The organism is Sphingobium sp. PAMC28499 (genome assembly GCF_004795815.1).
GTDB lineage: Bacteria > Pseudomonadota > Alphaproteobacteria > Sphingomonadales > Sphingomonadaceae > Sphingobium > Sphingobium yanoikuyae.
The window spans coordinates 3423074-3436883 of record NZ_CP039248.1 but is presented as its reverse complement, the minus strand read 5'-3'; the positions used below and the strand labels follow the sequence as shown (position 1 = coordinate 3436883).

General features: G+C 62.6%; 10 protein-coding genes. 7 read left to right on the top strand and 3 right to left on the bottom strand.

Annotation, left to right across the window (positions count from 1 at the left end; translation table 11 throughout):
- Positions 1-13 precede the first annotated feature (13 nt).
- On the bottom strand, positions 14-1009 hold the full coding sequence (locus tag E5554_RS16415) for a DUF4880 domain-containing protein (RefSeq protein ID WP_051886791.1): 996 nt from the start codon (positions 1007-1009) through the stop codon (positions 14-16).
- Complete coding sequence (locus E5554_RS16410; RefSeq protein ID WP_037520673.1) at positions 976-1554, bottom strand: RNA polymerase sigma factor; 579 nt, start codon at positions 1552-1554, stop codon at positions 976-978. Before E5554_RS16410 ends, E5554_RS16415 begins: the two co-directional genes overlap by 34 nt.
- A gap of 275 nt (positions 1555-1829) precedes the next feature.
- Between E5554_RS16410 and E5554_RS16405 the strand changes: the two genes are divergently transcribed.
- Complete coding sequence (locus E5554_RS16405; protein WP_029547435.1) at positions 1830-4310, top strand: TonB-dependent receptor; 2481 nt, start codon at positions 1830-1832, stop codon at positions 4308-4310.
- 2 nt (positions 4311-4312) lie between these two features.
- Positions 4313-5866: a CehA/McbA family metallohydrolase gene (locus tag E5554_RS16400; protein WP_136187466.1), complete on the top strand. Its 1554-nt coding sequence runs from the start codon at positions 4313-4315 to the stop codon at positions 5864-5866.
- A 309-nt stretch (positions 5867-6175) separates the two neighbouring features.
- Here the strand turns inward: E5554_RS16400 and E5554_RS16395 are convergent, their stop codons facing one another.
- On the bottom strand, positions 6176-6694 hold the full coding sequence (locus tag E5554_RS16395) for an SOS response-associated peptidase family protein (protein WP_037520657.1): 519 nt from the start codon (positions 6692-6694) through the stop codon (positions 6176-6178).
- 121 nt (positions 6695-6815) lie between these two features.
- Here E5554_RS16395 and E5554_RS16390 point away from each other — a divergent pair, with 121 nt between their 5' ends.
- From E5554_RS16390 to E5554_RS16370, 5 genes are all read left to right on the top strand, one after another.
- A complete protein-coding gene (locus E5554_RS16390) occupies positions 6816-7373 on the top strand; it encodes an SOS response-associated peptidase (protein WP_234415583.1) in 558 nt (185 codons plus the stop codon).
- Positions 7373-7795: a DUF1810 domain-containing protein gene (locus E5554_RS16385; RefSeq protein ID WP_037520652.1), complete on the top strand. Its 423-nt coding sequence runs from the start codon at positions 7373-7375 to the stop codon at positions 7793-7795. Before E5554_RS16390 ends, E5554_RS16385 begins: the two co-directional genes overlap by 1 nt.
- A gap of 82 nt (positions 7796-7877) precedes the next feature.
- A complete protein-coding gene (locus E5554_RS16380) occupies positions 7878-8672 on the top strand; it encodes a protein ImuA (RefSeq protein ID WP_210729760.1) in 795 nt (264 codons plus the stop codon).
- Positions 8590-10422 carry a DUF6504 family protein gene (locus E5554_RS16375; RefSeq protein ID WP_080993594.1) on the top strand — a complete coding sequence of 611 codons (1833 nt, stop codon included), beginning with the start codon at positions 8590-8592 and terminating at the stop codon, positions 10420-10422. Before E5554_RS16380 ends, E5554_RS16375 begins: the two co-directional genes overlap by 83 nt.
- Positions 10422-13685 carry an error-prone DNA polymerase gene (locus E5554_RS16370; RefSeq protein ID WP_136187465.1) on the top strand — a complete coding sequence of 1088 codons (3264 nt, stop codon included), beginning with the start codon at positions 10422-10424 and terminating at the stop codon, positions 13683-13685. Before E5554_RS16375 ends, E5554_RS16370 begins: the two co-directional genes overlap by 1 nt.
- Positions 13686-13810: the final 125 nt, after the last annotated feature.

The window sequence follows — 13810 nt, the reverse complement described above, 5'->3', positions numbered from 1 at the left end:
CGACAGCTTCGTGTCAGGCGCGGAAAGCGCCCCGGTTTCCGCCTGTCCGGAACAGCATCATCCTGTCTCCTTCCCTGCGGTGACCGATGCCGAAGCCGTCCTGCAGCGCTGTGAGGAAGGATTGCGGATCGGCGGTGCGGAAGGTGCCGCCGAGGCGTGTCGCGCCCAGCCCCTGATCCTGCACGACCAGCTTGACCTTGAGATAGCGGTTGAACTCGCTGATCGCCTGGTCGAGCGCCATGCCCTGGAACATGATCTCGCCCCGCTCCCAGGCCGTCGCGCGCGACAGTGCTTCGGGCGACAGCGCTTCGACATGCACGTCGGCATTGCTGACGGCGAGCATGCTGCCGGCATTCACAGTCTGAGCCGATGTGCCGCGCGTGATCGTCGCCGCCTGTCCCGAGAGCACCAGCAGCCGCGCGAGCGCCGGATCGATCCGCAGGCTGAACTTGCCGCCGCTCAGCCGCCCGTCGATCGGATCGCTGTAGAGGCGAAAGGGCTTTTCGGCGTCCTTCACCAGAAGGGTCGCTTCCCCGCGCTCGATCCAGAAATCGCGCCTGTCATCGTCGAACCGCCACGCCACGCGCGTATCGGTGTTGAGCATCGCCTGACTGCCATTCTGCAGGCGCAGGATGCGCCGCTCGCCCACCGCCGTTTCGGCATAGGCCCGGCGCGGCCAGGCGAGGAAGGTTCCGGCTCCGCCCACGGCCAGCAGCCCGGCGACGCCGCCCGCGACCGCGCGGCGCGACAGCATCGCGGGGGGTGCGGGCACGATCTCTTCCTCCGCTTCTGTCTCTTCCAGCGAGATTGGGTCCAGCATCGCGGGCAGGCGCGGATCGGTCGTCCGCCGCCACGTCGCCGCAACTTGCGCGAAGGCAGCTGCATGGCGCGGGTCCGCGCTGCGCCAGGCTTCAAATGCTTCGGTGTCGGCGGAACCACAGTCGAGCGCGATCAGCCATTGAATGGCCTCGTCGCTCAGACCTGTTCCAACCTGTTCCTGCTCTCGCATTGAGATGCCTGCTCCGCCTTCGCCGGTCTGTCCGCCTGATTCCGCCGCTCTACCAACAGGCGGAGGGCTCTGACCAGATGGGTTTCCACGGTGGAGACGGAAATATTCATCTTCTCCGCTACAAGCGCCGGAGAAAGTCCTTCAATTCTCCGCAGATACAGCGCCTCACGCATCCGGGGCGGCATGTCCTGCATGACCCGGGCGATATGGTTCAGTTCCGATCGATCCATCGCAACCACGTCGGGTGTCGGCTCCTGATCCGCGATCTCCAGCGACAGCAGCACGGCGCCCTGGTCGATCCGCACCACGTCGGCGCGCCGGAACCGCTCGATGGCCAGGTTGCGGATGATGCGTATGGTGAAGGCGTGCGGGCTGGCGATGGCCGCCCATTTTTCCAGTGCGAACAGCCGGGCATAGGCTTCCTGGACCAGTTCCTCCGCTTCCTCCTGCTGGCGCACGAGGCTCAGCGCATAGCGGCGATGCTCCTGGTGGAAGACGAAGACATGGTCGGCAAACCAGATGTCGATGTCGCGAAGCATGGACATTTCTCGATGCGCTCCATCGGAATCGGCGGGTGGAGCGCGTCACCTAGGGCGCGGTTGTTACATTCGGTTGACACTGGACCGGGCAGGACGATTCGCCGCCATCGGGAAAAATATTTTCGGGTGGAGTAGCGGCGGTGCTCCCCTCCACCGTCTGCGCCCCGACAGTTCAACGCATGGCCATTCGCCCATGCCGGCAGCGCGACACGCTTCCGGCAACGGGGACCGCTGCGCCTGCGCCGGGACTTTCAGGAACGGACATGAAGGGGACATCGACCATGAAATCTTTGCGCATCACCACATCGCTCATCGCTTTATTGTGCGCTGGCGCAACGCCCGCATTGGCGCAGGAGCCGGCCCCCGCCGACAATGCCGTCGATACGCAGGGCGGCAATATCGACGACATCATCGTTACCGGCCGCGCGGGCACCGATGTGCGGACCAAGGCGGAAACCAGCTATTCGGTCACCAACATCAACGAGGAAAATCTGCGCCTCCAAGCCCCGACCAGCGTTACTGAAGCGCTGAAATCCGTGCCCGGCTTCTGGGTTGAGGCGTCGGGCGGCGAAGCGTCGGGCAACGTCCGCGCTCGTGGCGTACCGGTCGACGGCTTCGGCTCGGTCCAGCTTCTGGAAGACGGCATCCCGGTCCAGCATGATCCCGCGCTCGGCTATCTCAACGCGGACCAGGCATTCCGCATCGACGAGACGATCGAACGCATCGAAGTGGTGCGCGGCGGCCCGTCCTCGCTCTTCTATTCCAACGCACCCGCAGGCGCGATCAACTTCATTCCGCGCAAGGTCGGCGACTGGGCCGAGGGTCTTGTCAAGGTGACGCTCGGCGCGGACAGCCTCTATCGCGCCGACTTCTGGATCGGTGCGCCGGTGGGCGACTGGAAGGTCGCGGTCGGCGGCTTCTACCGCTCGGAGGGCGGTGTGCGCGATCCCGGCTTCACCGCGAACAAGGGCGGCCAGATCCGCGCCACCGTCTCGCGCGAGTGGGAGAATGCGAAGTTCAGCGTCGACGTGAAGCGCGTGGACGATATCGTCGCCTTCTACACCGGCATTCCGATGCGGACCTATCCTGATGGCGATATCCGCGCGGTTCCCGGTTTCGACGGGCACAAGGGCACGGTCGCCGGGCCGGAGACGGCGCATATCAAGATGCGTCAGGGCGATGGCAGCATCTATGATTTCGACAACACCGTCGGCACGCAGATCAAGCGCACGCAGATCACCACCAATTTCGAGATCGAGCCGATGGACGGCTGGAAGATCACCAACACCTCGCGCTACAACGACACGACGACGCGCCGCAACGGCGTGTATCCCAACAGCCTGCAGAGCGCCGCGAGCCTGCTGACCGCCAATGCCGGCCTGCTGGCCCAGGCGCCCGGCGCGACCGCGCTGCAGCTGCGCTACACCAATGGAGGCCAAGTCTTCGACACTGCCAACCAGAACGGCAACGGCCTGATCATCAACGGCGGCCTGCGCGGTATCACAATGCCGGTGAAGGAGTTCATGAGCGACACGCGCATTGCCCATCGCTTCGAAATGGGATCGACTACGCACGACGTCACCTTCGGCTATTATTTCGCGACGATCGACCAGTATTTCAGCCGCTATTCCTCCACCGCGCTGCTCGACGTTCAGGACAATGCCCGACTGCTCAGCCTCGTTGCGGTCAACGCGGCGGGCTCTGTGGTGCGCAGCTTCTCCGACACCAACGGCATCTACAAATATGGCTATGAGTGGGAGGACGCGCATGGCGAGCAGACGACGCACGCCCTCTATCTCACCGACGAATGGCAGATCACGCCGAAATTCCGGCTGGACGGCGGCGTCCGCTGGGAAAGCATGAACGCACGCGGATCCGTGGCGCTCAAGCAGACGGTCAATCTGGGCACGCCCTCGACCTCGTCGATCATCACCGGCAGCGGCCTCACCGCCAATTATGACCGGACCTTTAAGCATGCGACGGCGACGGCGGGCGCGAACTATCAGTTCACCGATCGCGCCGGCATGTTCGCGCGCTACACTTATGCCAACCGCATGCCTGGTCTCGGCAATTATATCACCAGCCCGACCGCGACGCCGATCACCCAGACCATGCACCTGGGCGAGGCTGGCCTGAAGTATAACAGCCGGTTCTTCGACGTATATGCCACCGGCTTCTGGACCAAGTACAACAATGTCGGCTTCACCAATTACCGGTTCGACATCAACACCGGCGCGTCGCGGACCGAGGCACTGTTCGCCAATACGCAGACCTTCGGCGTCGAACTGGAAGGCACGGTGCGTCCGGCGCGCTTCTTCGACATGTCGGCCACGCTGACCCTGCAGGACCCGAAGTATAAGGGGCTGGTCTATACGGACTCGGCACAGCGCGTGAACGACTATGACGGCAACCGCCTGATCCGCGTGCCGACCGTCAGCGTGCGCGTCGTGCCCGCAGTCAACCTGCTCGACGATCGGCTGCGCATCCAGGCCGCCTATGAATATCAGGGGCCGCGCTTCGTCGACACGGCCAACTCGGTGCGCCTGCCGGGCTATTCCGCGATCAATCTCAGCGCCCGCGCGCAGCTGACCGAAAGCCTGTCGCTCTATGGCTATGTCGACAATCTCACCAACTCGCTGGGCCTGACCGAAGGCAATCCGCGCGCGGGCGAAGTGCAGAATGCCGATGCCGGCGCGAACACCTTCATCGCGCGTCCGCTGATCGGCCGGAACTTCCGCGCCGCCCTCATGTACAAGTTCTGATCATGAGGAAGGGGATCGCATCGCTCGCCGCCTTCGCTCTTGCTCTGTCGCTGTCCGTGCCTGCATGGGCCGGAGCGCCGGAACCGGCCACGGCCGAGGCGGCAAAGGAAGCGGTCCCCTATCAGACGCTCACCGGCACGATCACCCGATCGGACTATGAGCAGTATCGGCAGGTTCCCTTCGATCTGCCGGCGGGCGTCACGCGCGTCACCATCCGTTTCAGCTATGGCGGCAAGGACAAGAAATCGGTCATCGACCTGGGCCTTGCCGACCCTGAGCGGTTTCGCGGATGGAGCGGCGGGTCGCGCGACCATATGACCTTGAGTACCGAGGATGCCACGCCGGGCTATCTTCCGGGGCCGTTGCCGGCCGGGCGCTGGAGCCTGATCCTTGGCGTCCCAAATATCCGTGAAGGCGCGCAGGCGCCGTTCGAGGCCCGCATCTTCATCGATCGCGCTCCGGCGGTGACGGCGTTCGAGGACGCCCCGCTCAACCCTGCGCCGGGCTGGTATCGCGGCGATCTGCACATGCACAGCGGCAACAGCGACGGCAAATGCCTGTCGCAAAAGGGCGAGAAGGTACCATGCCCGGTCTATCGCACGGTCGAGGCAGCGGCAGCGCGCGGCCTCGATTTCATCGCGCTCACCGACCATAATACAACCGCGCATTTCGATGCCCTGCGCGGGTTGCAGGGCGCGTTCGACAGGATGCTGCTGCTGCCGGGGCGGGAGGTCACGACCTTCTTCGGCCATAGCAATGTGTTCGGCCCGACCGACTTTCTCGATTTCCGCACGCTCGCATCCACCTATGCCGAAGCGGCCAAATGGATGGACGCGGTGAAGGCGCAGGGCGGCATCGTCTCGCTCAACCATGCCGGCGCGCCCTCGGGCGAGATCTGCATGGGCTGTGGCTGGCGCATCGCCGACCTGCCCCCCGGCACGGTGCAGGCGGTCGAGGTGGTGAACGGCGGCACGATGGCGGAAACCGGATCGGCAGAAAGTCCGCTGCAGGGGCTCGGCCTGTGGCGCAAGCTGCTCGACAGCGGCCAGCACGTCACGGCGATCGGTGGCAGCGACAATCACAATGCCGACATTCCTGCCGATAAGCCTGGAGCCATCGGAACGCCGACCACCGTCATCTATATGCGCAACCTGTCGACACAGGGATTTATCGACGGCATTCGATCCGGCAGGGCATTTGTCGACATTGACGGGACGCGCAACCGGATGATCGATATTTGGGCGGAGAGCGAAAGCAACAAGATCGCCATGGGCGGCACATTGTTTGCCTGCAGGGGAGCGTCGGTGAGGCTGGTAATCTCTGTTAAGGGCGTATCGGCCGGCATCATCGATCTGCTTATCGATGGTCAGAAACATCAGCTTCGAGTCAATCAGGATCGTCGCGAAAATGTGTTTGACTGGGTGTCCGACGGCGCACAACACTGGATCAGCGCAAACGTTCGCACAAGTGATGGTCGTCTGCTCCTTGTTGGCAATCCGATCTATGTGGATGTTTGTCCGTCGTCACAACATTTAGGCTCAGATTTCATTGATTGATCCAGAAAATCACGGTTGCAGCGATGCAAATTGCGGACAGACTGAGGTGATTTCCAGCAGCCGCATCTGATGGCAACCATCTTGGGCTGCCCGCCACAAACCTGCCAGTCTCTTCTCGGCCAGTCCCGCGCATCCCGGGAACGATCATCAGGGCTTCAGGAATGGCAGGTGTTAGATGGGGACCTGCCATTCCCGGCCCGGCTCGCGAACGACCGTTTTGTCCCAACGTTTGTCGAGGCGTGTGTCTCGCTTTAGGCTCGTCAAACAGGTCCGTGGCGGGAATGAAGGACAAGGGGGCGAGACAGGGGCTCAGAAGGCCAAGCTGGTCTGCACCGGCTTGGTCAGGATTTCCTCAATCGTGAAAATGCCTGCTGGTGGGGTCAGCAGTAGGTCTTCCTCGGGAACGGTGAAATCCAGCCATTTCTGCGCATCGCGCCGCTCGATCAGAGCGCCGTGGCGCGCCTGATAACGAATGACCTCCGGGTTCGCGTCAACCGTAATGATTCGATAGCTAACCGGCCAGTCGGCCATGGCTGGCTCCCAGATGGCTGCCAAATAGAAGAAATTGCCGTCCTCGCGAAAGGCCCGGAATTTTTTCTCGCCATTGCGGATATGGAATTCAGACGCTGCCACCAGGCAACGGCCGCTCGGAAAATTGCGGCTCTCGGCGCGGATGAACTCGAACGAAAGTCCGCCGCTGAAGCGCGGGTTGGAACCCCAGGCTGCTTCGATCATCTCAATCTCTTGCGCGTCATCCGGGTTGCGCCGGATGATGGCACGGCGACTTCCGAGCGCCTCGGAGTCGAAGGGTGTTGCTTTCGAGTCCATGAGAGGAACATACAGAGAACGATGGGCGAGGGCAAGCTATGGTCCCGCGCGAGGAGGCCGGATGTGTAATGACTATCGCCTGCTGATCGACATCGCATCGATCGCGGAGGATTTCGATGGGTTGAAGATCAAGATCAAGATGCCGGAGGGAACGCCGAACGTGCCGGCGCGCGAAGATATCAAGATGACCGACATGGCGCCGATCGTCCGAAGCGTCGAGGGAGAGCGCGGTGTCGGTGAGTTGGTGAACCGACGCTGGAGCTGGCCCGCTCATAATGGCAGGCCGGTCTATAATTTCCGGACAGAGGGCCGCGAGTTTATCTCGAACCGCTGCCTCATCCTGGCCGACGGATTCTACGAATTTACCGACCCGACCGATCCCAAGCAAAAGCGGCTCGACAAATGGCTCTTCACCATGGCGGATCATGACTGGTTCTGCATTGCGGGCATTTGGCGGGAAAGTCCCTTGGGGGAGGCCTTTACCATGCTCACCATGGATGCCGGCCCGGACGTCGCTCCTTATCATCATCGACAGATCATTCCGCTTGCCCGTGACCAATGGGCTGACTGGCTGGATCCGAACGTTCCAGCCAAGGAGGTGCTGCGTTGGTCGCCCAAGGGAAGCCTGCCGGTCACGCAGGTCTATGGTGGGCCGCCCGCTCAGGGGGCGTTGCTCTGATGACAAGCGACGCCACTCTGGAGCGCTTCGTTGAGGCGCAAGCGAATTGCTATGAGACGGCATTGTCAGAGCTGCGTGCCGGAGCGAAGCGATCGCATTGGATGTGGTTCATATTTCCACAGCTGCGGGGCTTGGGGTTGAGCCCGACAGCGCATCATTACGGCATCGTCTCGATTGAAGAGGCGCGAGCCTATCTGAAACATGATGTGCTCGGCCATCGCTATATCGAATGCGTGGAGGCACTCCAGGCACTTGCACAGCATGATCCCGTTGCGGTCATGGGAAGCATCGATGCGATGAAACTGCGGTCGTCACTCACGCTTTTTGAGGCAGCCGCTCCTTCGCCGCTTTTCAGCGCCGCGCTCGATCGCTGGTTTGCTGGCATTCGGGATGCCATGACGCTCCAAATCTTAAGGGGTTAGCGGTGGCTAGGGGTCTTTGCGCCAGAGCGTTGATCATCGCGCTTGACGAATCTGCAGAGCGGTAGGAACATAAAGGGAACATTTGAGTCGTCATGTTCCCACGTCTAACCTGTCTTCCCTCCCTGATCGGTCGCGTGCCGATCACCTTGCTGCTATTCGCGCAGAGCTGGCGTATGCCCGCGCGGCGCGTGGACCATCGCTTGCATTTGGCATCCGTACGCTGGACGAACGCCTTGCCGATCATGGGCTGGCCGGGGGCGGTCTTCATGAGATCGCGGCGGCGTCCGCCACATTGAGTGACGACGCTGCGGCGACACTTTTTGCGGCGGGCATAGCAGCTCGTTTCGCTGACCAGCCCGGTTTTTCCGTGTTCTGGGCACTCACGCGCTTCGACCTCTATGCGCCGGGACTGGAGCAGGTAGGGCTTCGCCCTGATCAGGTCTTCTATGCTCAAGGTCAGAAGGATAGCGCCGTGCTTGCTATGGCGGAGGATGCCTTGCGCGATGGTTCGCTCGCATGCGTTATCGCGGAGGTCAGACAAGCCGACCAGACTGCCACCCGGCGTCTTCAGCTGGCTGCATCCGATGGCCAGACGCCGATGCTGCTCTATCGTCACCATCGCGCCCGTGAGCGCTGCCCGCTTAGTGGCTTGTCATCGGCGATGACGCGCTGGCGGATCGGCTCTGTTCCATCCGGGCGTCTGCCGCATGCCGGGGTCGGGCGCTCGCGCTGGTCTGTGGAGTTGGTTCGCCAACGGAACGGCAACCCTTTTTCGATCGAACTGGATGCGTGCGATGATACGGGTCGCCTCGCTCTACCTGCCGCAGCTGCCAATCGAGCGGCTCCGGCAGTTGGAGCGGTCAATCAGGCGGCCTGAGCCTGCTGCACCGTTGATCGCCCCGCGCTTCGCCCCGCCGATCGACGACAATCCGGGCGCCTGTTCGGTCCCGCGTGGTAGTGGCTGGCGGCCGGGCGCACGCTGGGCGCGTGACGGAGCGCTTGGGGTACGTCCCCGCGACGCCGACATTGCTGCGTTACCGATCCACCAGCGACCTACCATGCGGGAGATGGGGCGACGCAGCGAGTCGGCCGAGCATCCGTTCAGGGCCTTGTCTGTTGACGAGGCGGGGCAGAGATCTGGAAATGCGGGTACCGCCAACGGTGTCAAGCTCACATGGGCCGGGCTTTGGGGACAGCCGACCGTCCTGATCGAGCGCGTTGGGCAGCGTGAAGTGCTCATGGCTGCCTGTCCCTCAGCGCTTGAACTGGGCTTGCGGCCCGGCATGGCCGCAGCGCACGCTCGTGCCTTGGTGAGTGATCTTGAGGTGCGGGATGCCGAGCCGGAAGCTGATCGCGCCTGGCTCGATCGGTTGGCGCTGCATGCTCTTGGTCATTGGACCCCGACTGCCAGCATTTCGGGGGAAGATGGCCTATGGCTCGATCTTACCGGCACCACCCATCTTTTCGGCGGCGAAGAACGCTTCTGTCGCCGTCTGCTGCGCTTTCTCGAACGCCTCGGCTTCACGGGCAGCATTGCCATTGCCGGCACGCCAGGCGCTGCGCATGCGATGGCGCGATACAGCGGCGATGCCGTCACGCTTCTGCCGTCGGGCACGGAAACACAGGCCATCGCGGACCTGCCGCTAAGCGCTCTTCGTCTGGAACCCAATGCGCTGCTATCGGCGGCGCGGTTTGGCCTGGAGCGCATATCCGATCTCTATCCCATGCCGCGCGGGCCACTCGCGCGTCGGCTGGGGCTCGCAACGGTGAGGCGGCTCGACCAGGCGCGCGGCATGGTCGCTGAGCCGATCGTGCCGGTCGTGGCGTTTGAGGCGCCGCATGTTGAGCGACGCTTGCTGGAACCCATTGGCACAGCAGAGGCGATCAATCAGGTGATCGGCGATCTGGTGGAGGACCTGGTGATCCTGTTGCAGGAGCGGGGTGCGGGATTGCGCGCAGCGGTTCTTACCTGCCTTGTCGTCGATGGCACCGAGCAGCGGGTCGCGATTGGTACGGCGCGGGCCACGCGCGATGGCAGCCATTTGAAGCGGATGCTGGCCATGCGGATCGAGAAGATCGATCCGGGCCTTGGGATCGAGGTTATGTCGCTCACGGCACCACGGCTTGAGGAACTCAAAGCCCAGACCCTGGAAGCCGTTTTGGAGGCAGGCGGACGGCCCCTCGACATTGCTCCTCTCGTTGACCAGCTTGCCGGACGGATCGAACCCGATGCGCCATTCCGTCTGACGGCCCATGAGAGTGACGTGCCCGAGCGCGCCGTCCGGCGTATCGGGCCACTGGCTACGCCAACAAGCTGGCCGCGCTGGAAGAGGCCGGTGCGGATGTTGAAACGGCCCGAACTCCTCTCGCATGTCGTCGCTCTGCTTCCCGATCATCCACCGCGACGCTTCACATGGCGCGGCACCGATTACAGGGTCGTTACAGGCGACGGCCCGGAGCGCATCCATGGTGAGTGGTGGCGCAGCGCCCGCGAGATGTGGGCGGTGCGAGACTATTTCCGGGTTGAAGCGGCCGGCGGCGAGCGCTTCTGGATCTTTCGCCGCGGCGATGGCGTGGACGCGCCGACCGGTGATCTGAGTTGGTATATGCACGGCATGTTCGGCTGATGGCTCGTTATGTCGAACTGCAGGTGACGAGCCACTTTTCCTTCCTGCGAGGAGCCTCCTCGCCTGAGCAGCTTTTCTCGGCGGCGGCGCTGCTTGGTCATAAGGCGCTCGGGCTTGTTGACTGGGGAAGCGTCGCTGGCGTCGTGCGAGGCTGGGACGCACAGAAGGCGACGAGCGTGCGGATGATCGCCGGCGCGCGCGTCGATCTTTCCGATGGCAAGGCACTGCTGCTCTATCCGACCGATCGACCCGCCTGGTCTCGACTGACCCGGCTCCTTTCGGTTGGAAAGGCGCGAGGAGGGAAGGGGCGCTGCCTCCTTGATTGGGCCGACTTGGCCCATCATGCTGAGGGACTGATCGCGATCCTGGTGCCGGACCTGGCTGACAATGAAACGCTGACCAATCTCATGGAGCTGCGCGACTTGTTCGGCCCGCGGGGATATCTCGCGCTGTCGCTACGAAGGCGGCCGGACGATGCGACGCGCCTGTATGAGCTGGACGCGATGGCGCGGAAGGTCGGAGTGCGCGCGGTGGCGACAGGCGACATTCTTTATCATTCGCCGGAATCAAGGCCTCTTCAGGACATCATGACCGCAATCCGCGAGCGGACGTCGATCGATGGCCTTGGCTTTAAGCGCGAGCGCTACATGGATCGGAACCTGAAATCGCCCGAGGAGATGGAGCGGCGGTTTTCGGCCTTTCCCGACGCGATCGACGCGAGTGCAGATATCGCCGAGCAGTGCCGGTTCGATCTTGGCGAAATCCAATATCAATATCCCTATGAGCAGGTCATGGAGGGGCGCACGGCGCAGGAAGCACTGGCCGCGCTGACGCTGGAAGCGGCGCGCCGGATGTTCCCTGACGGCCTGCCAAAAGCTTACCGGCAGCAGATCGCTCATGAGCTGCGATTGATCGACCAGCTCAATTACGCGCCCTATTTTTTGACGGTTCACTCGATCGTTCAGGAAAGTCGGCGCCGTGGCATCCTGTGCCAGGGACGGGGGTCGGCCGCGAACAGCTGCGTTTGCTATATGCTCGGCATCACCTCGATAGACCCGATCCAGCATGAGCTGCTTTTCGAGCGGTTCGTGTCGGGTGAACGCAAGGAGCCGCCTGATATCGACGTCGACTTCGAGCATGAGCGGCGCGAGGAAATCATCCAGTGGATTTACGAAACTTACGGCCGCACCCGGTCGGCGCTGACCGCGGTGGTGACCCGCTATCGCACGCGCGGCGCGGTGGCGGAGGTGGGCAAGGCTTTGGGGCTACCGCGCGATCTCACCAAGATGCTCACCGGCTTGGTCTGGGGCTGGTCCATGGACGGGATCACCGATGAGCAGATTGCGAGTGTCAACCTCAATGCCGACGATCACCGTCTCAAGCTCACCCTGGAATTGTCACGGCAGCTGATCGGCACCCCGCGCCACCTCTCCCAACATCCCGGCGGTTTCGTGCTGACCCAGGACAGGCTCGACGATCTGGTGCCGATCGAGCCGGCGCGGATGGAAGACCGCCAGATTATCGAATGGGATAAAGATGACATTGATGCCCTGAAGTTCATGAAGGTCGACGTGCTGGGCCTCGGCATGCTGGGTTGCATGAACCGGGCGTTCAACTTGCTGGCGGAACATAAGGGTATCAGGGTCGGCATGGCCGATCTTCAGGACGATGATCCGGGCGTCTACGCCATGATCCAGAAGGCCGACACGCTGGGCGTCTTTCAGATCGAGAGCCGCGCGCAGATGTCGATGTTGCCGCGGATCAAGCCTGCCAAATTCTATGATCTCGTGATTGAGGTCGCGATCGTGCGGCCTGGGCCGATCCAAGGCGATATGGTGCATCCCTATCTCCGGCGCCGCGAGGGCAAGGAGAAGCCGGAATATCCCAAACCCGAACTGCGCGCCGTGCTGGAGAAGACGCTCGGTGTGCCGTTGTTCCAGGAGCAGGCGATGAAGGTCGCTATCGTCGGTGCTGGTTTCTCGCCGGCTGAGGCGGATCAGCTACGCCGCGCCATGGCGACGTTCAAGCTGACCGGCGGGGTCAGCCATTTTTACGACAAGCTGGTGAATGGAATGATCTCTCGCGGTTATCCGAAGGATTTTGCCGAACGGACGTTCAAGCAGATTGAGGGGTTCGGCTCCTACGGCTTTCCGGAGAGCCATGCGGCGAGCTTTGCGAAGATCGCCTATGCCAGCTGTTGGATGAAGCATCATCATCCCGATGTGTTTTGCACGGCGTTGTTGAATGCCCAACCTATGGGCTTCTATGCGCCCGCCCAGATCGTGCGCGACGCTAGAAATCATGGCGTTGAGGTGCGGCCGGTTTCCATCAATCACAGTCACTGGGATTGCACGCTCGAACCTGCGAAAGGGCGATATCGAGCCGTCCGTCTTGGCTTCCGGCAGGTGAGGGGACTGGCGAACGTCCATGGCGCTGCGATTGCCGGTGCGCGCGGGCCGGCGCCCTTTGAGTGCATTGAGGAAGTCTGGCGGCGCGCGGGTGTACCGCGCGCGGCGATCGAGCGGCTGGCCGAAGCCGATGCCTTTGCCTGTATTGCGCAAGATCGCCGGCAGGGACTTTGGAAGGTGAAAGGGCTGGGGGAGGCGCCGCTACCGCTGTTCGCAGCAGTTGACGCCCGCGAGGGGAAATTCTCTTCGGAAGGCCTGGAGCCGCAGGTGGCGCTTGCGCCGATGACCGACGGGCGCGAGGTGGTGGAGGATTATCGCTCTCTTCAGCTTTCCCTGCGCGGTCATCCGGTCAGCTTTCTTCGGCCGCAGCTTGACGCGATGAGAGTCGTACGCTGCGGGGACCTTCGGTCAATCCGCGATGGGCGCAATATCGAGGTGGCGGGGGTCATTCTTGTTCGCCAGCGTCCCGGCTCAGCCAAGGGGGTGCTGTTCGTCACGATCGAGGACGAAACGGGCGTAGCCAATGGCATTCTCTGGCCCGATCGGTTCGAGATATATCGGCGACAGGTCATGTCGGCGTCTATGATCACGATGCGTGGGCGACTGCAGAAGGAAGGCGAGGTTATCCATATTATTTGCGACCGGATCACCGATCATGACGAAATGCTGCGATCGATCGGGCGAGTTAATTTCGCAGTGGCTCCGGGGCGGGGTGATGGGACCAGTCATGGCGGTGGGCCTGATCCGCGTGATCCTGATTTCCCGCGCGGGCGAACGCTGGGGGCACCAGCATACGGAACTTCAGGCACACGCGATGACGAGCTGGTCCAAATTCGAAGCCACGATTTTCATTGAGGATGCGTCTGTTTTACATAGGAGAGATCGGTCTCGGCACGAGCTAGAAGTTCAGCGCTTGGCCGGATGAAGCCAAATAAAGCCCAGCAGCCGCCCAACAAAGTCGACCCTTCCTTGCCGCTCAA

Bases quoted from the DNA above. Each gene is read 5' to 3' on its own strand.
- E5554_RS16410 (WP_037520673.1), bottom strand. From the start codon at position 1,554: ATGTCCATGCTTCGCGACATCGACATCTGGTTTGCCGACCATGTCTTC.
- E5554_RS16400 (WP_136187466.1), top strand. From the start codon at position 4,313: ATGAGGAAGGGGATCGCATCGCTCGCCGCCTTCGCTCTTGCTCTGTCG.
- E5554_RS16395 (WP_037520657.1), bottom strand. From the start codon at position 6,694: ATGGACTCGAAAGCAACACCCTTCGACTCCGAGGCGCTCGGAAGTCGC.
- E5554_RS16405 (WP_029547435.1), top strand. From the start codon at position 1,830: ATGAAATCTTTGCGCATCACCACATCGCTCATCGCTTTATTGTGCGCT.
- E5554_RS16385 (WP_037520652.1), top strand. From the start codon at position 7,373: ATGACAAGCGACGCCACTCTGGAGCGCTTCGTTGAGGCGCAAGCGAAT.
- E5554_RS16370 (WP_136187465.1), top strand. From the start codon at position 10,422: ATGGCTCGTTATGTCGAACTGCAGGTGACGAGCCACTTTTCCTTCCTG.
- E5554_RS16375 (WP_080993594.1), top strand. From the start codon at position 8,590: ATGATACGGGTCGCCTCGCTCTACCTGCCGCAGCTGCCAATCGAGCGG.
- E5554_RS16415 (WP_051886791.1), bottom strand. From the start codon at position 1,009: ATGCGAGAGCAGGAACAGGTTGGAACAGGTCTGAGCGACGAGGCCATT.